This window comes from Pseudomonas sp. 5.2, assembly GCF_059025405.1.
In genome coordinates this window covers 119,264-137,793 of the sequence record NZ_JBYBHH010000004.1, presented here as the reverse complement: position 1 = coordinate 137,793, position 18,530 = coordinate 119,264, and the positions used below count along the sequence as shown (strand labels likewise).

17 protein-coding genes are annotated in these 18,530 nt (G+C 63.0%); 6 read left to right on the top strand and 11 right to left on the bottom strand.

What is annotated here, in order from left to right; all coding sequences use genetic code 11:
- Positions 1-74: 74 nt before the first annotated feature.
- From AC5PZ0_RS08370 to AC5PZ0_RS08360, 3 genes are all read right to left on the bottom strand, one after another.
- Positions 75-1,049, bottom strand: a complete 975-nt coding sequence (locus tag AC5PZ0_RS08370) for a FecR domain-containing protein (RefSeq protein ID WP_493854676.1) — start codon at positions 1,047-1,049, stop codon at positions 75-77.
- Complete coding sequence (locus tag AC5PZ0_RS08365; protein ID WP_274887310.1) at positions 1,046-1,552, bottom strand: sigma-70 family RNA polymerase sigma factor; 507 nt, start codon at positions 1,550-1,552, stop codon at positions 1,046-1,048. Before AC5PZ0_RS08365 ends, AC5PZ0_RS08370 begins: the two co-directional genes overlap by 4 nt.
- Positions 1,553-1,966: 414 nt before the next feature.
- The gene (locus AC5PZ0_RS08360; RefSeq protein WP_493854675.1) at positions 1,967-2,872 is read right to left on the bottom strand and encodes an AraC family transcriptional regulator; all 906 of its coding nucleotides are present in this window, start codon (positions 2,870-2,872) and stop codon (positions 1,967-1,969) included.
- Between the two features lie 180 nt (positions 2,873-3,052).
- Here AC5PZ0_RS08360 and calA point away from each other — a divergent pair, with 180 nt between their 5' ends.
- The gene (gene calA, locus AC5PZ0_RS08355; protein WP_186678760.1) at positions 3,053-4,105 is read left to right on the top strand and encodes a vanillin reductase; all 1,053 of its coding nucleotides are present in this window, start codon (positions 3,053-3,055) and stop codon (positions 4,103-4,105) included.
- A gap of 64 nt (positions 4,106-4,169) precedes the next feature.
- Here the strand turns inward: calA and AC5PZ0_RS08350 are convergent, their stop codons facing one another.
- Positions 4,170-5,486: a hypothetical protein gene (locus AC5PZ0_RS08350; protein WP_493854674.1), complete on the bottom strand. Its 1,317-nt coding sequence runs from the start codon at positions 5,484-5,486 to the stop codon at positions 4,170-4,172.
- Between the two features lie 202 nt (positions 5,487-5,688).
- Here AC5PZ0_RS08350 and AC5PZ0_RS08345 point away from each other — a divergent pair, with 202 nt between their 5' ends.
- Positions 5,689-6,888: a sugar transporter gene (locus AC5PZ0_RS08345; RefSeq protein WP_493854673.1), complete on the top strand. Its 1,200-nt coding sequence runs from the start codon at positions 5,689-5,691 to the stop codon at positions 6,886-6,888.
- Positions 6,889-7,013: 125 nt separating this feature from the next.
- Here the strand turns inward: AC5PZ0_RS08345 and AC5PZ0_RS08340 are convergent, their stop codons facing one another.
- From AC5PZ0_RS08340 to AC5PZ0_RS08330, 3 genes are read right to left on the bottom strand one after another with little or no spacing between them, the layout of a single operon-like run.
- A complete protein-coding gene (locus AC5PZ0_RS08340) occupies positions 7,014-7,598 on the bottom strand; it encodes a LysE family translocator (protein ID WP_493854672.1) in 585 nt (194 codons plus the stop codon).
- 50 nt (positions 7,599-7,648) lie between these two features.
- Positions 7,649-8,479, bottom strand: a complete 831-nt coding sequence (locus tag AC5PZ0_RS08335; RefSeq protein WP_099429858.1) for an AraC family transcriptional regulator — start codon at positions 8,477-8,479, stop codon at positions 7,649-7,651.
- Positions 8,480-8,526: 47 nt separating this feature from the next.
- Entirely contained in the window at positions 8,527-9,450 is a 924-nt protein-coding gene (locus tag AC5PZ0_RS08330; protein ID WP_493854671.1) for a LysR family transcriptional regulator, read from the bottom strand.
- Between the two features lie 103 nt (positions 9,451-9,553).
- On the opposite strand from AC5PZ0_RS08330, the gene nfsB reads away from it, so the two are divergent.
- Positions 9,554-10,207 (top strand): oxygen-insensitive NAD(P)H nitroreductase, encoded by a 654-nt coding sequence (gene nfsB, locus AC5PZ0_RS08325; protein ID WP_493854670.1) that lies wholly within the window; start codon positions 9,554-9,556, stop codon positions 10,205-10,207.
- A 137-nt stretch (positions 10,208-10,344) separates the two neighbouring features.
- Here nfsB and AC5PZ0_RS08320 read toward each other — a convergent pair whose 3' ends face one another.
- Both AC5PZ0_RS08320 and AC5PZ0_RS08315 read right to left on the bottom strand, forming a co-directional pair.
- Positions 10,345-11,499, bottom strand: a complete 1,155-nt coding sequence (locus AC5PZ0_RS08320) for a cysteine desulfurase family protein (RefSeq protein ID WP_493854669.1) — start codon at positions 11,497-11,499, stop codon at positions 10,345-10,347.
- A 185-nt stretch (positions 11,500-11,684) separates the two neighbouring features.
- Entirely contained in the window at positions 11,685-12,611 is a 927-nt protein-coding gene (locus tag AC5PZ0_RS08315; protein ID WP_085273280.1) for a LysR family transcriptional regulator, read from the bottom strand.
- Positions 12,612-12,751: 140 nt separating this feature from the next.
- Here AC5PZ0_RS08315 and AC5PZ0_RS08310 point away from each other — a divergent pair, with 140 nt between their 5' ends.
- From AC5PZ0_RS08310 to AC5PZ0_RS08300, 3 genes are all read left to right on the top strand, one after another.
- On the top strand, positions 12,752-13,981 hold the full coding sequence (locus AC5PZ0_RS08310; protein ID WP_085273281.1) for an acyl-CoA dehydrogenase: 1,230 nt from the start codon (positions 12,752-12,754) through the stop codon (positions 13,979-13,981).
- A 117-nt stretch (positions 13,982-14,098) separates the two neighbouring features.
- Positions 14,099-15,496 (top strand): PAAR domain-containing protein, encoded by a 1,398-nt coding sequence (locus AC5PZ0_RS08305; RefSeq protein WP_493854668.1) that lies wholly within the window; start codon positions 14,099-14,101, stop codon positions 15,494-15,496.
- Complete coding sequence (locus tag AC5PZ0_RS08300; RefSeq protein ID WP_493854667.1) at positions 15,489-15,890, top strand: hypothetical protein; 402 nt, start codon at positions 15,489-15,491, stop codon at positions 15,888-15,890. Before AC5PZ0_RS08305 ends, AC5PZ0_RS08300 begins: the two co-directional genes overlap by 8 nt.
- A 53-nt stretch (positions 15,891-15,943) precedes the next feature.
- Here AC5PZ0_RS08300 and AC5PZ0_RS08295 read toward each other — a convergent pair whose 3' ends face one another.
- Together AC5PZ0_RS08295 and AC5PZ0_RS08290 are read right to left on the bottom strand one after the other, a co-directional pair.
- Complete coding sequence (locus tag AC5PZ0_RS08295; protein ID WP_493854666.1) at positions 15,944-17,011, bottom strand: TerC family protein; 1,068 nt, start codon at positions 17,009-17,011, stop codon at positions 15,944-15,946.
- Positions 17,012-17,180: 169 nt separating this feature from the next.
- Positions 17,181-18,488: a substrate-binding domain-containing protein gene (locus AC5PZ0_RS08290; protein WP_493854665.1), complete on the bottom strand. Its 1,308-nt coding sequence runs from the start codon at positions 18,486-18,488 to the stop codon at positions 17,181-17,183.
- Positions 18,489-18,530: the final 42 nt, after the last annotated feature.

Sequence of the window (18,530 nt, the reverse complement as noted above, 5' to 3'; positions counted from 1 at the left end):
GACTTGTCAGGAGATAGGTGGGACGAGAAACGAAAACCGGACACGCCCGCGAATGATTTTCAAAAATATTTTCATTAGCCGTGGGCGGGGCCGATCAACGTCACCCAGGGGCCGAACGGTTCGACCTTGATCGGCAGGGCTTCCGCCAGGGCGGCCAGCGCCTCCTGCGGCTGGTCGAGCGGGAATACGCCCTGCACGCGCATCCCGCGCACCGCCGGGGCCAGCCGTATGTAGCCGCGCTGGTAGGGGCGCAGGGCATCGATGACCGCGTGCAGGGGTTCGTCGAGCACTTCCAGGCGCCCATACAGCCAGGCGCTGCGTTGCTGCTGCTCGCCGCCCAGTTGCTGGATGCCATCGCTGCGCAGCAGGGCTGCCTGCCCCTGTTGCACGTCTTGCCAGCGGCCATCGCGCAGGCTGGCGCGCACGCTGTGCTCCAGCACCACGACGCGGGTAGCGGCTTGCTCTTGGCTTACCAGAAAGCGGGTGCCCAGCGCCTGCACTTGCCCTTGGGGCGTGCGCACGCGCAGGGGCCGCTGAGGGTCGGCCGCAACCTGAATCACCATTTCGCCACGGCGCAGTATCAGCAGGCGTTGGCTGGCATCGAACTGCAGGTCGACGGCACTGGCGCTGTTGAGGCTCAGGTGGCTGCCGTCTGCCAGGGTAAAACTGCGCCGCTCGCCGCTGGCGGTGTGCAGGTCAGCCAGCCAGTTTTGCGCGCTGTCGCTGCGCCAACCGCTCCACAAGGCGCCTGCGACGACACCCATGCCTGCCAGCGCGCCCAGCACTTCGCGGCGAGAGTGGGTGGGCGTGAGCAGCAGTTGGCGGGCTTCGGCGGCTTGCCCTGGGGCACGTTGGTCCAGCGCGTGCAGCGCCGCAAACGGGCTGCCCAGGCGTTGTTGCAAGCGGTCCCAGGCGCGTTGGTGTGCGGGGTCCTGGCGCAGCCAGTGCGCCAGGCGTTGCAGCAGCGCCTGGTCAGGCGTGCCGGCCTTGAGTGCGACCATCCAGTCGATGGCTTGCTCGCTGATCGGGTCCAGGCGTGTTGCGCTCATGCGTGCACCTCGCACAGGTAGCACTGGCGCAGGGCCTGCTTCATGTGGCGACTGACGGTGCGTTCGCTGATCTGCAAGCGGGCGGCGATGTCGACGTAGCTCATGCCGTCGAGCTGGCTGTAGAGGAAGGCAGCCTTGACCATGGCGGGCAAGCCGTCCAGCACCTTGTCGATGGTCACCAGTGCCTCGATCAGCAGCAGTTGCTCTTCGGCAGAAGGCGCGACCGGTTCAGGCAGCAGCGCCAAGCGCTCGAGGTACGCCTGCTCGAGTTGGCGACGGCGGTACCGATCGAAGATCAGCCGACGGGCGATGGTCGAGAGGTAGGCACGCGGTTGCTCGATGCTGTCCGGATCGACGCGTGCGCCCAGCATCTGGCAGAACGCCTCGGCTGCCGTGTCCTCGGCATCGGCGCGATTACGCAGGCGTTTAAAGACATGTTGGAGCAGCCAGCGGTGATGGTCGCTGAAGAAGAAGCCCAGCTTGCGGGTCGATGTGCTGTCCAACGCCTGGTATCCAGTTGTGAGTGTGAATCGTTCTCAATATTAGCTGGGTCGGTTGGTGGGTAGCAATGGGGGGTGAGATGTTGGGTGGGTGATGTTGGGTGCATGGCTCAAGTTTGGGGGTGTGGCACAAATCGAGCGCCGCCCGCGCGGCGCTTCGCAGCACAAGGCTGCTCCTACAGTTGTTTCGGGCCAGTAACGCCTGTGCCTGCGCGCGCGACCGCCTTGTTGGTCCGACGCGATATCAAGGTGGGCACCAAGGGGCCGCGCGCCCATGCCCCAGGAATAATTGGCCCGAAACAACTGTGGGAGCAGCCTTGTGCTGCGAAGCGCCGCGCGGGCGGCGCTCGATTGCAGCCACACCACAGCCCCCCAGCCATCCACCTAAAAACCTCACGCACGCCCCACATCCAACCATCAAACCGGCAAGCTCTGGTACGCCACCTCATCCCCCGGGCTACGGTCAAACTGGCGTTTGTACTCACGGCTGAACTGCGACGTGCTCTGGTAACCCACCCGGTGCGCTGTCTGCGCCACTCCCAGGCCTTCGCCGATCAGCATCTGCTGCGCCTTGAGCAGCCGCAGGCGCTTGAGGTACTGCATCGGTGCCATGTCGGTGCAGCGTTTGAAATGCTCATGGAAGGTCGACACGCTCATGTTGGCGCGTGCCGCCAGCGCTTCGACGCTCAAGGGCTCGGTGTAGTGTTCGCGCAAGTGGGCGAGGGCGGCACCGATGCGCGCGAAATGCCCCTGCTGTTCGACCAACGCCCGCAACACGCCGGCTTGCGGGCCGCGTAGCGCGGTATAGAGCACTTCGCGCACCCGCGCCGGGCCGAGCACCTTGGCATCCAGCGGGTCTTGCAGGCAGCTCAGCAGCCGTTCGACGCTTTCGCGCATGGGCGCATCCAGCGCTGCAGACGTCATGGACTGCGGGGTCTGGGCCTGGACGGCGGCATCCGGTGCCAGGTCCATGCTTTGCACCAATTCACCGAGCACGCTGCGGTCAATGTCCACTGCCACGCCCAACAGCGGCGCCTCGCGGGTGGCGAAGGTTTCGCACATGAACGGCACCGACAACGCCTGGACCAAGTAGTGGCCCGCACCGTACTCCAGGGTGCGCGGCCCCAGCCGCGCGAGTTTGCTGCCCTGGGCCAGGATCATCAGGCTTGGCTCGTAAATTTGTGGGCTGCTGGCGACATAGTGGTCCCAGCTCAGCACCTGCACCTGGGGCAGGAGAGTGGGCACGAAACCCGGGCGCGTGGCGAGGCGGCGGATCAGCGCGCAGAGGGGGGCGTTGGCGTCGACATGGCGGGTGAGCTGCATGGTGAACCTGGGCAGAGAATCAGACAGTTGCATCATCGCAGATTGAAGGTCTAGCGTCAGATGCTTGCGGGCAACTCCGGAGAATCAGGCATGCATGCCGGAGAATCTGCGGTGGGCGAGGGGAGGCAGGACGCGCAAAATGCGCCGCCTGAATCGTTTCACTTCTCTGCGAGGTCCCGCATGTACACCGCCATCGGTTATGCCGCCCAAACCCCGACCAGCCCTCTGGCTCCCATGACCTTCGAACGCCGCAGCCCGCGCCCGGACGATGTTGCCATCGAGATTCTCTACTGCGGCGTGTGCCACTCCGACATCCACCAGGCGCGCAACGAATGGGGCATCGCCGTGTATCCGTTGATGCCGGGCCACGAGATCATCGGCCGGGTCACCGCGGTGGGCGACAAGGTGTCTGCGCACAAGGTCGGCGACCTGGTAGGCGTCGGCTGCATGGTTGATTCCTGCCGCCACTGTGAGGCGTGCGCCAAGGACCTGGAGCAATACTGCGTGGAAGGCCCGACCATGACCTACGCCACCCCTGACCGGGTCGATGGCAGCAACACCATGGGTGGCTATTCCAGCAGCATCGTCGTCAGCGAGCACTTTGTGGTGCGTATCCCTGCCGGCATGGACCTGCCCAGCGCCGCGCCGATCTTGTGCGCCGGCATCACCACCTATTCGCCGCTCAAGCACCACGGCGTTGGCCCTGGCCACAAGGTAGGCATCCTGGGCATGGGCGGCCTCGGCCACATGGGTATCAAACTGGCCAAGGCGCTGGGCGCGGAAGTGACCTTGTTCACCCGTTCGCCAGCCAAGGCCGAGGAAGCGCGCCGCCAGGGTGCCGACCATGTGATCGTGTCCACCGATGACGAGCAGATGCGCGCCGCGGCAGGTCGCTTCGACTTCCTGCTCGACACCATTCCGGTGCAGCACGACCTCAATCCGTACCTGGAAACCCTCACCTTCGATGGTGTGCATATTCTGGTCGGCCTGATCGAACCGATTGAACCGGCGCTGCACGCGGCCAACCTGGTGCTCAAGCGTCGGGTACTGGCCGGCTCGCTGATCGGCGGCATCGCCGAGACTCAGGAAGTGCTGGATTTCTGTGCGGAGCACGACATCCGTTGCGATATCGAGATGCTCGATATTCGTAATATCAACCAGGCTTACGAGCGGATGATTGCTGGGGATGTGAAGTACCGCTTTGTGATCGACATGGCCACGCTTCAGGGCTGATCGAGTAGTCGTCTGTACTGGCCTCTTCGCGGTCCGACTTGCCCGCGAAGAAGCCAGTGCAGATCTACCAGACCAGCGCCTTGTCCCACCCCTTCCAGAACAACCAGCGCCGCACTTCACCATGCTCGCCGGTACCGATCTGCCACTCAGGCCGTCCACTGCCCAGCGCAATCACCGAGATGAACCCGGCATGGCTCGCCGCAACCAGCGTGCGTCCATCGGTGCTGATGTCCATGGCGCTGATGGTCGACCCCAGGAAGTGTTGCCAATGTTCCGTGCCTTCTTCGCCAAAGGCCCGCAGGTAGCCGTAGGCATCGCCGACGATGTACTCGCCATCGCCTGCGACCCCGGCATACACCCGCGCCCCGTCTTGCAGCAGTGGGGTGCGTGGGTCTTCGCTGTAATAGTCGGTGTCCAGGCCCGCAAGGTCTGCCACGCGTACCCCCAGTGTGCCGCCGTTGTAGAAGTGGCAGGCATTGACGATCAACTGGTCGCCGCTGCGGTTGAACAGGGCGAAGTGCGGGTATTCGCCGCCGGGGCCGATCTGCGCCACTTCCTCCAACTGGTCATTAAGCACCAGGTGGCGGCTGCATTGTTCACCCACCACGATCAGGTGCCCGTCCGGCGACACTGCACCGTGCTCCATGGCCAGGCCCAGGGCAATATCGTCCGGGTCGGTGCCTTCGGCCAGTTCCTCGAGTATCTGCGATTGGCGTGGCAGCAGCCGGGTGGCACCTTCGGCGGCCAGCAGGTAAATACCCTCGGCGCTCACCAGCAGCACCCGCTGGCCATCGGCGAAGGGCACCAGGCTGGTGGGTGTGGGTGGCAGGTCGAGCGGCTCGAACGGGTAACCTGCTGGCAGGCCTTCGAGCCCGCTAGGCCAAGCCAGGCGAGCGACCTGCGGGCCGCCCCAGCCATCAGTCACGCGCACGCCCTCGGCGTTGGCCAGGGCAAAGTAGCGGCGCTGTGGGCAACGCCCGAAGTGCTCGATACCGATGACGGGCGTCACGCCTTGTTGATCGATGCGCACCACCTGGCCCTTTTCATAGGGCATGCCAATGCGCGCGAGCAGGCTGCCGTCTTCCAGCAGCAGGACGCTGCAGATGCCTTGCCCATGCGCGTCGAGCAGCGGCACCAGCGGCAGGTGGGCAGGCGGCCAGGCGGCGCGGAAGGCTTGGCGTTGCTGTTCGTCCACCCCCGGCCGGTTGATCGCTTCCAAGGCGGCCTGCCAGGCGTCGAGCAGGTGCTCGGTGGCCGCAGGCTGTGGTTCTTCGAGGTTGTCCCAGCCCTGTGCGCAGCCTTGCGCGACGTAGCGGTTGATGGCCTGGGCGTAGGTGGTGACCGCCTGCTGCCACTGCTGCTGGGGTTGTTGCTTGTCCATGGGCGGATCGGGCTCCTTGTTCCGCTTGCAATTCACATTAAGCGGGCATGTTACTCGCAATGTGCCGCTGGTTGTGAGGCCCGGTATTGACGCGTACCATGCCGGCATTCCTTCCAATAACAAACCCGTGCCTCAGCGCGGCCGATACTTGGCCCCTGACGCGCGTCTTTTCGCCATGCCTGCGGAGAATACAACCCCACCCATGAACGGACCCTTACCCACCGACGTGCCGCCGACCACCGGTAACGGCAGCTGGCTGAGCGTGATCGCCCTGGCCCTCGCGGCCTTCATCTTCAACACCACCGAGTTTGTCCCGGTGGCGTTGCTCAGCGACATTGGCCGCAGTTTCGACATGAGCACTGCCCAGGTCGGCCTGATGCTGACCATCTATGCCTGGGTCGTGGCCCTGGCGTCGCTGCCGATGATGCTGCTGACCCGCAACATCGAGCGCCGGCGCCTGCTGCTGTTCGTGTTTCTGGTGTTCATCGTCAGCCACCTGTTGTCGTGGCTGTCGCAGAGCTTTGCCATGCTGCTGGTGAGCCGCATCGGCATCGCCCTGGCCCACGCTGTGTTCTGGGCGATTACCGCGTCGCTGGCCGTGCGTGTGGCGCCGCCTGGCCAGCAGGCCAAGGCCCTCGGCCTGCTGGCTACCGGTACTACCCTGGCGATGGTGTTGGGTATCCCGCTGGGCCGTGTGGTGGGTGAGGCCCTGGGCTGGCGCGTGACGTTCCTCAGCATTGCCGGGGTGGCATTGGCCACTATGCTGTGCTTGATGAAGTCGTTGCCGCTGCTGCCCAGCCAGAACTCCGGTTCCCTGCGCAGTTTGCCGATCCTGTTCAAGCGCCCGGCCCTGGTGATCACCTACCTGTTGGTGACGCTGGTGATCACTGCGCAGTTCACCGCTTACAGCTACATCGAACCGTTTGCCCTGCATGTGGCGCAGATCAGCGGTGAGCGCACCACGTTGCTGCTGCTGTTGTTTGGTGGCGCCGGCGTGTTCGGCTCGGTGCTTTTCAGCCGTTACAGCGACCGCTTCCCCCAGGGGTTTCTGGTGGGCTCGATTGGCCTGCTGGCGGCCTGCCTGCTGTTGATGTTGCCGTTGTCGGGCAACTTCTATGCGTTTGCTGGGTTGAGCATGTTCTGGGGCGTGGCGATTTTGAGCTTCAGCCTGTCGCTGCAGTCCAAGACACTGAAGTTGGCGTCCGATGCCACGGACGTGGCCATGGCCTTGTTCTCGGGCATTTACAACATCGGTATTGGTGGAGGGGCATTGCTGGGCAGTATCGTCAGCAGCCAGATGGACGTGGCCGACATCGGCCTGGTCGGAGGCTGTGTCGCGGTTGTCGGGTTGCTGCTGGCGGCGGCCAGTACCCGGCGGTTCCGTGATGCCTTAGGTGGCTGATTTGCCTGTACAGGCCTCTTCGCGGGCAAGCCCGCTCCCACAGGATCCCCATCAGTCTGGAGAGTAGTTCAGTACCTGTGGGAGCGGGCTTGCCCGCGAAGAGGCCGGCAAAGCCAACATCACAATCAACCCAGCAGCGTCGCCCAAGCCGACACCAGCAACACCACCGCCAACCCCCGGTTGAACCACAGCAACCGCGCAGGCACCTGCAACCAGCGTGCACTTCCCACCCCCAGCAGTGCCCAGGCCGTCATGCACGGCAGGGCAATCAGCAGAAACACCAGCGCCAACTGCCACACCGGCAGTGCCGGCGCGGCAAATACCCCGATCACGGCCACGGCCATCATCCACACTTTCGGGTTCACCACTTGCAGCGACGCCGCGCTGAGCGCATCCAAAGGCTTGTCTGCGTTGATGTCCAAGGGCTGCCCAGCGCTGCGCAGAATGCGCCACGCCAGCCAACTCAACCACAGCACGCCGGCCCAGCTCATCAGCTGCTGGGCCAGTGGATGGCGCAGTAACAGCTCGCCCAGCCCCAGCCCGACCAGCAACACCACGGCCGCCGCCGCGCCACAGCCGGCCAGGATGGGCGCCACGCTCGCCCGCAAGCCCTGCTGTGCACCATGTGCCAGGATCAACAGATTGGTCGGCCCCGGGCTGATGCTGGCCACCAGGGCGAAGAGGATGAAAGGCAACAACGACTGCGACATGGCACAAGGCTCCGAGGGTTCGAAGCGCCATGTTCGCTGCCCGGCTGCAGTCAGTCTGGAAGGTTTGAGCAGCGCCTGCGGTAGTCGGCCGGGGTCAACCGATACGCCCGGCGGAACCAGCGCCCCAAGTGGCTCTGGTCGGCAAAGCCCAGCGCCATGGCCACTTCAGCAGGTGTCTGGCCTTGGCTGAGCAGGCGCCGCGCGCGGGCCAGGCGCAACTGGATCAGGTAGGCGTGCGGGGCCAGGCCGAAGGCGGCTTTGAACGCCCGGGTCAGGCGAAAACGGTCGACGCCGCAGGCCTGGGCCAGGTCTTCCAGGCCGATGTCGCGGTCCAGGTGAGCATGCAGGTAGTCACGCGCCCGCTGCGCGGTCAACGGCAGGCGCGGGTCGGGGTTGACGCGTTTGCGCCAGTGCAGATGGCGGGTCAGGCAGGCCAGCAGGTCGTCCATGGCGGTCTGGCGGACAATGCGCAGGTCCTGGTAGTGCACGCTGTTAAAGGCCAGCGCGGTGGCGCGGGCCAGGCGCTCATCGTGGCACAAGGTATCGGCAAAGCTGGGCAGGCCGGCGCTGGGTGCGTGTTCGAACAAGGCCCGCAATTGATCGTCCAGCCAGGCAGGCTCCAGGTACAGCGTCGAGTAGGTGAAACCTTCCTCGGTCGGTGCAAGGCCGTCGTGGATGTCGCCGGGCTCGAGCAGAAACACCTGGCCCGGCGTGCTGCGATGGCGTACCCGCCGGCAGTTGAACTGCTGCACACCTTGCTCGGTAACGCCGACCAGGAAACTGTCGTGCCAGTGCGGGTCGTAGGCATGCCCGACAAAATGCGCGCGGACCGACTCGATGCCGGTGTCGGCGTCTTGTTTGAGGTCGATCCAGTTGCTCATGGGGGCAGGCCGTGGGGTAAAACGCTACCTTAGCGCACGCGTGCGGTTCAGTCTGGAACGATTGTGCAGCCCTTGTTCAGCAGCCGCGGCCGCAGGGCCTCGAAGCGTTCGCGCAGCCACAGGTGCAGCTGTGTCACTGCTGGCGTCAGCTGCTTGCGGTGCGGGCAGACCAAGGTGACCGGCGTTGGCTCGCCCAGGTATTCGGGCAGCAGAACCTCCAGTGCGCCTGCATCGATGTCGGCGCTGACATCCAGCCACGACTTGTAGACGATGCCTTCACCCAGCAGCGCCAGGCGGCGGATCACATCGGCGTCGTCGCTGACCAGCGGCCCACGCACCTGCACGGTGCGGTTACCCACCCGCCATTTGTCATAGACCCGGTTCTGTTGCATGTACAACAGGCAGGCATGTTGCTGCAGGGCCTCTGGCGTCAGTGGCCGGCCGTGGCGCGCGAGGTAATCGGGGGAGGCGACCAGTACCCGGCGGTTCCAGTTGGCCAGGGGCAGGGCGATGTAGTTGGCATCCTGGTTGAGGCCGTAGCGGATGGCGATGTCCACCGGGTCGCGATTGAGGTCGGCCATCTGGTCGGACAGAAAGAAGCGCAGGTGCAGCGCTGGGTGCTCGCGGCGAAAGGCGCTCAACCAGGGCAGCAGCATGTTGCGGCCCATGTCCGAAGGGGCTGAAACCTGCAGGGTGCCGCGCAAGGTATTGGCATTCCCGTGCAGGTCCTCGCGGCCCTGGCGCAGGCTTTCCAGCACGTTTTGCGCGGTCGGCAAGTACAACTCGCCCGCAGCGGTCAGGCGCAGGCTGCGGGTGGTCCGCGCAAACAGGCGCACGTCCAGCTCGCGCTCCAGGCGTTTGATGGCGGCGGCCACCTGGCCCGGCAGCAGTTCGGCCTCATGGGCGGCGGCAGTGAAGGTGCCCAGCACGCTGCTGCGTACGAACAGTTCAAGGTCGGTGATGCGCAGCATTTTCACTCGCAGGATGAAAGTGTTGCTGTAGTTTGCCGGTTTTTCTTATCTGCAGGAAAGATAAGATGCGCGACAAATCCCGTTTCATTGCAGGAGTTGTTGCATGGATACCGTTTCCCTGGCCAAGCGCCGCTACACCACCAAGGCTTATGACGCCTCGCGTCGCATTCCCCAGGCCACCCTCGATGCGTTGCTCGAGCAACTGCGCCACAGCCCATCGTCGGTCAACTCACAGCCTTGGCACTTCATCGTCGCTGACAGCGCCGAAGGCAAGGCCCGGTTGGCCAAGAGCACCCAAGAGCGCTTCGCCTACAACACGCCGAAGATTCTCGATGCGTCCCATGTGATCGTGTTCTGCACCCGTACCGAGATGACCGAGGCCCATTTGGATGCGGTGCTCGCGCAGGAAGCCGCTGATGGCCGTTTTCGCGATGAACAGGCCCGCGCCGGGCAGAACCAGAGCCGTCGTCACTACGTCGACCTGCACCGCTTCGACCAGAAAGACGTGCAGCACTGGATGGAAAAGCAGACCTACCTGGCCTTGGGTACCGCACTGCTTGGGGCTGCGGCACATGGCCTGGATGCGACGCCGATCGAGGGCTTCGACAGCAAGGTGCTGGATGCCGAGCTGGGGCTGCGCGAGCAGGGCCACACCAGCGTGGTGATCATGAGCCTGGGCTATCGGAGCGAGGCTGACTTCAATGCGGGGCTGAGCAAGTCGCGGTTGCCGGCTTCGGAGGTGTTTACCTTCCTCTGAGCGCCTTTCGCTGAGCCTGTAGGAGCAGCCTTGTGCTGCGAAGAGGCCGGTGAAAGCAGCCAAGATTCGCTGTATTTCACCGGCCTCTTCGCAGCGCAAGGCTGCTCCTACATTGGCCTAGAACGTCGGCGCCAGCTTTACCACAACGACACTGACGCCGCTGTCACAGTCCTGGCAAACACCTCGATTGCCTTGTCCACTTCAGCCTCGGTGCTGAACCGCCCAATGCTCAACCGCACGCTGCTACGTGCCCGGCTTTCATCCAGCCCCAGTGCCAGCAGCACATGCGATGGCGCATTGCTCGCCGAATTACACGCTGACGTGGTCGACAATGCCAACTCACTGGCCAACGCTGCACTGTTGAAGCCTCGGCTCTCGATGCACAGGTTCAAGGTATGCGCAATGCGCTGTGTGTCGCAAGCATTGAGGCTGACCGCTGGCAAGGCCAACAACCCATCGCGCAGCCGCCGGGACAGGTGCTCGATGCGCTGGTGTTCGCTGTCCCCCGGCTGGCCGGCCAGGGCAAAGGCGCTGCCCATGCCGACAATCTGGTGGGTCGCCAGGGTGCCCGAACGCAGCCCGTGTTCATGCCCGCCACCGTGCATCTGCGCACGCATCAGCTCGCGCGCGCGCGGCCCGACGTAGAGCGCGCCGATGCCTTTTGGGCCGTAGACTTTGTGGGCCGAGAACGACATCAGGTCTACCGCCATTGTTGCCAGGTCGATGGCCAGCTTGCCCACCGCCTGCGCGGCGTCCACATGCAACAGCGCACCGTGGGCACGCACGCGCTCGCCAATCGCCGCAAAATCGGTCACGGTGCCCAGTTCGTTATTGACCGCCATCAGCGAGACCAGGCGGGTATCGGCCTGCAGTGCCGCCTGCACGGCTTCAGGCTGGATCAGGCCCGAAGCATCCACAGCCAGGCGGGTAACGGCCCAACCTTGGCGCTCCAGTTCAGCGACCGTGTCGAGCACGGCCTTGTGTTCCAGCTGGCTGGTGATCAGGTGTCCCGGCTCGCCAATGCCCTGGGCGATGCCCTTGAGCGCAAGGTTGTTGGACTCGGTTGCGCCTGATGTCCACACCAGCTCATCGGCGCGGGCGCCGACGCGTTCGGCGACCTGCTGGCGCGCCTGCTCCACAGCATTGCGGGCTGCTTGGCCATAGGCGTGGCCACTGGATGCGGGGTTACCGAAGTTGGCTTGGCGGCCAAGGCAGGCGAGCATCGTTTCGATGACGCGGTCGTCAACGGGCGTGGTGGCGGCGTAGTCGAAGTAGAGCGGGGCGCTGGGCATGGGGCGGGTCCGTGTCTGTCACGTGGGATTCAGTGATCGTTGCAGTAAGCGTACCCGGCCCTTGGCCAACAATTTTTGCCTTCTGTTTAGTTGATTCGCACCTGTTTGGTAAATAATCCTTCTAATTTAGGCTGGTGGAGAAAAAAATTCTCCAGCAGACAGGCGTCCGTCCCATCACAGCAGCGTCAGGCCGGTTCCAGCGTGCGTTCTTCCTCCGCCACCACCCGTTCGCACAACTCGATGATCTGCTCGCGCATCCAGCGGTTGGCGGGGTCCTGATCCGTGCTTTCATGCCAGTACAGGTGGGTTTCCAGCGCTGGTACATCCACAGGCAACGCCTGGTAGCGCAGTTGGTGGCGGCGGGCGAAACGCTCGGGGACGGTCATCACCATGTCGGTCTGCTGCAGCACCTGCGAAGCCATCAGGTAGTGCTGTGAGCGCAAGGCCACCTTGCGTTGCACGCCCATCTTGCCCAGGGCCAGGTCGACATAGCCGAGGCCATTGCGGCGGCTGGAAATATGGATATGGGTCATGCCCAGGTAGCTGTCGAGGGTCAGTTTGCTGTCGGCCAGCGGGTGGCCCTGGCGCAGGGCGCAGACATAGCGGTCTTGCATCAGTTTGACGTGGCGTACCTGCGGGTCGGTGTTCAGCGGGGCGTCGACGGCAAAGTCCAGCCGCCCGGCTGCCAGTTCCTTGGTGGTTTCGCGACGTTTGCACAGGAAGCTCTCGATCAGCACCGAAGGCGCCAGGCGGCGCAGGCGCTGGAACAGCGGCGGCAGGATCACCGCCTCGGTCAGGTCGGTCATGCTGATGCGGAAGGTCTTGTTGGCCTGTTGCGGGTTGAAGATGCGGCTTTCTTGCACCGAGGTGCGCAGCAGGGCAAGGGCGTTGCGCACTGGGCCGATGATGTTCTGCGCCATCGGCGTGGGCACCATGCCTTGTGCGGTGCGCACGAACAGCGGGTCGTTGAAGGTTTCGCGCAGCCGCGACAGGGCATTGGACACCGCCGGTTGGGTGATGCCGACAATTTGCCCGGCGCGGGTCAGGTTGGCTTCGGTGTAGATCGCGTCGAAGACGATGAACAGGTTGAGGTCGACCTTGCTGAGGTTCATGTGCGCCGCTCGTTGTTGGAATTATTGCCCGATCATATATCGGTTATGAATGTTTATACACGCTGAAAATAGACTAGGTGGATGGGCGCGTGCTGCTCTAGGCTCTGGCCCATGTCCTACGAACCGTGAAGGTAGCCCCGATGGATTTCGCCTATTCGCCCAAGGTCCAGGCATTGCGTGAGCGCGTCACCGCGTTCATGGATGCCTATGTCTATCCCGCCGAGGCGGTGTTCGAGCGCCAGGTCGCCGAGGGGGATCGCTGGCAGCCCACCGCGATCATGGAAGAGCTCAAGGCCAAGGCCCGCGCCGAGGGGCTGTGGAACCTGTTCTTGCCTGAGTCGGAGTACGGCGCCGGGCTGAGCAACCTGGAATATGCCCCGCTGGCCGAAATCATGGGCCGCTCGCTGCTCGGGCCAGAGCCGTTCAACTGCTCGGCACCGGACACCGGCAACATGGAAGTGCTGGTGCGTTATGGCAGCGAGGCGCAGAAACGCCAGTGGCTGGAGCCCCTGCTGCGCGGGGAGATCCGCTCGGCGTTCGCCATGACCGAGCCGGACGTGGCCTCCTCGGACGCCACCAACATGGCCGCCACTGCTGTGCGTGATGGCGATGAGTGGGTTATCAATGGCCGCAAGTGGTGGACCTCCGGGGCCTGTGACCCGCGCTGCAAGGTCATGATCTTCATGGGCCTGTCCGACCCCGAAGGGCCGCGCCATCAGCAGCACTCGATGGTGCTGGTGCCAACCGACGCGCCTGGCGTGAAGATCGTCCGGCCGCTGCCGGTGTTCGGTTACGACGACGCGCCGCATGGCCATGCCGAGGTGTTGTTCGAGAATGTGCGGGTGCCTTACGAGAACGTGATTCTGGGTGAGGGCCGTGGCTTCGAAATCGCCCAGGGCCGCCTCGGCCCAGGCCGCATCCACCACTGCATGCGCTCGGTCGGCATGGCCGAACGGGCGCTGGAATTGATGTGCAAACGCTCCGTGGAGCGCACAGCCTTCGGCCGCCCGCTGGCCCGCCTGGGCGGCAACGTCGACAAGATCGCCGACTCGCGCATGGAAATCGACATGGCCCGCCTGTTGACGCTGAAAGCGGCCTACATGATGGACACGGTCGGCAACAAAGTGGCCCGCAGCGAAATCGCGCAGATCAAAGTAGTGGCGCCGAATGTGGCCTTGAAGGTGATTGACCGGGCGATCCAGATGCATGGTGGCGCCGGGGTGAGCGGTGATTTCCCGCTGGCGTATATGTACGCCATGCAGCGCACCTTGCGCCTGGCCGACGGGCCGGATGAAGTGCATCGGGCCGCGATTGGCAAGTATGAGATTGGCAAGTATGTGCCGGTGGAGATGTTGCGTAGTTCCAAGTGATTTGTAAGCAGATTTCGTAATTGCTGTAGGAAGTGTCTGGTTTTGACGTTCAGGCACTAAAAGCGCTGTTGCAGCTGTTAGGTTTCGACACCTCACCTATGCACAGAGAGCGTGTCGATGCGTGTCAACCTGGGAGGAAAAGGTCAGGCGGTAGACGGTGATGTCACCACGACGGGCGCTGTTTGCATCGCGACTGATCTCTGCTACTTGAGCGATGGGCGTAGGGTGCTCAGGGAGGGCGACAGGACAACACCCTGTCCCCTCTGCGGCGATGAAGGGACCGTCGCTGAAGGCGTTTTGCATTTCTTCTCTGATGGCCATGCCGTGGCCATGGATGGGGCGCTGGTGAACTGTGGTTGCCCGCCTGGTAGTAACCGAGTCGTAGCACCGCTGGATGTGGCACCGCCACCTCTGCGGACTTTGGCGTCTAACCGCGTAATGTCTATTGTGCCAACCGCGGGTGCTCAAGCAGGCAACTGCTCGCGAGGGTCAGTTACAGCATTGCCGGGGACAATGGAGCCGGGCTTTTATGTGGTTCCCAGAAGCATGTCGCTCTCTCAGGTTCTGCTGCGGTTGGCCGAGCAGGACGCCACGTTACCCATTTCCCGTTTGCAGCGGCTTAATCCTACCTACGATCAAGGATTCAAGGCTGGGGAAATTTTCGTCATTGGTGACCCAGATAATGGCGATGCCTGTACCCGGGAGGAAGCCAAGCTGATGGCTGCCGCTCAGGACGCCCGGCACGCGTTGGCGGCGCTGGATTTTGCCGAATCGGATTTCATGATGAAGCACCAGGCTGATATTGCCGGCTTGCTCAGCAATGCCAGCCAATCGATGGGCGTGGGCAAGGACATGCTGGATCAAGGGTTGAAACAGGTCCGCAACACCTTGAACCAGATCGAGCAATTGCATCAGCGGGAGTTTTTGCGGCATGGGCACTTGAACAGTCGCGAATTCTTCGTCTCGCGGCGTCAGCTGTTGCAGCAACTGGATGGACAGTTGAAGGCGGCATTGCTTAACAAACAGCTGAACTTGGGGAGTTATGAGCGGCTGAAGAAGAGTCTGAATATTTCGACCAAGAGCCTGGTGCACCATTGGTCGAAAGCGGGTGGGGCGGGGCAGATACCGGGGTATGCGACGCATCTCGATAAAGTGGCGAAACTCTCCAATTACCTCAAACACGGCGGGAATGCTGCAATTGGACTGAGCGGGGCTTCGTCGTACCTCAATGTGAGAGAGGTTTGTCAGGCAGGGAGTACAGAGGCTTGCAGGAAAGCCCGTTTCGTAGAAACAGGAAAATTTAGCGGGAGCGTGGGTGGTGGAATGGCAGGGTCGATACTGGCCACTGCAGCGATTGGCACATTGTGTGTTGGTTTTACCGTGAGCACAGCGGGAGTAGGGGCCCCACTGTGCGGCATTATAGTGGCAGGGGGTAGTGGCCTAGTTGGCAGTAAGCTTGGAGAACTCGCCGGTGAATACACGGGAGAGTTTATATATGAGGTGTCAGGTGACTGATATTCATGCCTGGCCCGCGATGGTAAAGCTGCTGTTAATAGTGGTGCCATGCTTTATCTGCATGCTGGGTATTGCTATTAATGTGTACACCACTGTAAGCCGCGATTACCAGGTTGTATGCGATTCGATCACCACCAGTCCCTATGTGGAGATGTTGAAGGTTACGTGGGGAACATCCACCTTAAAATGGCGCGTGCTTTTAATGTGCGCGATAGGAGGTCTTGTTATTTTTCCAGGACGAGCCTTGCGTCTTGGGCAGTTGAGTCCGGATGAGCTAAAAGCATTTCCACCCAACCTGAGGCTAAGATTTGTAGTGGCTTTATGGCTAACTGCTGTAGGTTTCATCGGGGTCGCAGCTGTCACTTTGATGCTTGAGCTGTCCAAGAGTAATTAACTGACTCTAGAGTTTCATAACCTTTTCGCGGCGCTCCGTCGCGAAAAGGCTCCTCAACTGACAGAATTCTGCTTCGTGTCATTATCCTTGGCCGCAGTCTTTTGTTCAGCAGGAGCTCGCTCCAACGGATCGCCCTCTGTTGCCACCTTACCCCCCCGCGTCTTGACCAACGACACCACCACCCCACCCAGCAACAACCCAAACGTCACCCCCAACGACAGCAGCGCCGGCACCTTGCCGACCATCCCGTGGTAGAAGATCTTGCAACCAATGAAGATCAACACCAACGCCAGCGCGTACTTGAGGTAGATAAACCGGTGCATCAACGCCGACAAGGCGAAGTACAGCGAGCGCAAGCCAAGGATGGCGAAGATGTTCGAGGTGTAGACAATGAACGGGTCCTGGGTAATGGCGAAGATCGCCGGCACGCTGTCGACCGCAAACACCAGGTCGGCCAGTTCGATCAGTACCAGGGCCAGAAACAGCGGGGTGGCATACCGCAGCGCCTTGCTTTGCCCTGGCGGGGTCTGGCGCACGAAGAAGTGCGAGCCGTGGATCTGGTCGGTAACCCGCATGTGCCGGCGCACGAATTTCAAGATTGGGTTGTTGGCCAGGTCCGGATGGCTGTCCTCCTTCGACAGTGCCATCTTCACCCCGGTAAACAGCAGGAAGGCGCCGAAGATGTACAGTACCCATTCGAAGTTCTGCACCAGTGTCGCACCCACGCCGATCATGATCGCCCGCAGGAACACCACGCCCAGGATGCCCCAGAACAGCACGCGGTGCTGATAGCGGCGGGGGATGGCGAAGAAACCGAAGATCATCGCCATGACGAACACGTTGTCCATCGACAGCGACTGCTCGACCAGGAACCCGGTGTAGAACTCCAGCGCCGACTGCGCGCCCAGTTCAAACCAGACCCAGACGCCAAACAGCACGCCGACACTGAAATAGCCCGAGTACAGCAGCAGGCTTTCGCGCATTTCGATCTCGCGGTCCTGGCGGTGCAGCACGCCCAGGTCGAGTACCAGCAAACCGATGACGATGGCGATGAACACCAGCCACAACCAGGTGCTGGTACCGAGAAACGGAGTGGTGAGGAATGTCTGCAGAGCCGTCATGAGCCCCTCCTTGATTGTCGACGTTGCAAGGCAACAGTGATCCGACATGGCGGCTTGGTAGCCGTCAGAGGGGCCCGGTATCACATGGGCTTGAGCCTAGTCCCGTTTGCGCGGGATGCCGAATGCAGACCTGTTACATTTCTTTGCCTAGCACCCAGCGGGTTACGCCTTAATACACCCACACTTCTACCCGCCGATTGCGCAAGCGGCCTTGCTCCTGGTCGTTCCCTGCCACGGGCAGTTCGTCGCCCATGCCGGTCACTTCCAGCACGTCCACGCCATCGCGTGCCAGCTCGCGACGAACCGCCAGCGCCCGCAAGCGCGAAAGCAGCGCCGCGCGCCCGGGTGTCTCCTTGGGGTCACCAAAGCCCACCAGCACCGCCTTGCTCTGCAGCTTGCCGGCCTGGCGCAGGTACTCGGCTACCCGCTGCACATCGCGCAACGCTTTGTTGTCGAGGCTGGCGCTGCCCTCCTGAAAGCGAAAATTCACGCTCAACCGCTGCGCTTGCTCGGCCAGTGTGCGGTAGCGTGGCGGCATGTCGGCCTGTGGGGGGACCGCTTGCGCCTTGACCTGCTGCGAAACGAAACCCAGTTGCGCGACGATGGCCTGGCCGGCTGGGCTCTGGGCAAAGTCGGCCAGGGCCTTGGCCTGAGGCTTGGGGTTGGCTGGCAGGTAGAAATACAGGCGCCGCGACAGCGGGTAGTCCTCGCTGGCCACCAGCGAGCGCTGCGGCAGCATGGCCGGTGCATCGCCCTGGGCGACGGCCAGCACCTTGGCCCCGTGTACTGCCGCCAGGCTGCTGAAACCGATGGCCTGGCGGTCGGCGGTGACGCGCTCGGCCAGCGTGTCGCTGGACTCAAAGCGCTGAGCCTTGGCAGACAGCTCGCCTTGATTAGGGTCGAGCACCAGTGCCTTGAAGGTTTCGAAGGTGCCGGAACGGTCGTCGCGGGCATAAAGGTGAATCTTCCCACCCGCAATGCCCACCTGGTCCCAGCGCTGGATGTGCCCGGAGAAGATCTGCGCCAGTTGCAGCGTGGTCAGTTGCGGCAGTGGGTTGTCGGGGTGGACGATCACCGCCACGCCATCGAGGCCGATCACCTGTTCGGCGCTGGCCGCACGCAGGTCACCCAGGGCATGCAGTTGCTCAACTTCTGTATCGTTGATCGGCCGCGAGGCGGCAGCCAAGTCGGCCTCGCCCCGGCCCAACGCTGCAAAGCCGGTGCTGGAACCATGCGCGGCGATGTCGATACGCAGCGGTTGCCCGCGAACGTCGCGGGCGGTGATGACGGTTTCGTTGGTGTGTGTGCCGGGGGCCTGTTCAATCGCCGTTGCACCTTGAGCCCGCAATTGCCCTTGCACCAAAGCCGGCAGCAGGGCCGCGCCGATGGTGTTGGAGCCCTGCACGCGCAAATGCGCAAAATCGGCCAGGGCCGACAGCGGAAGCAGGGCAAGAAGAATGAGCAGCAGGCGGGGCATGCCGGGCAACCTATGGCACAGAGTTGCCCGGCAGATTACGAC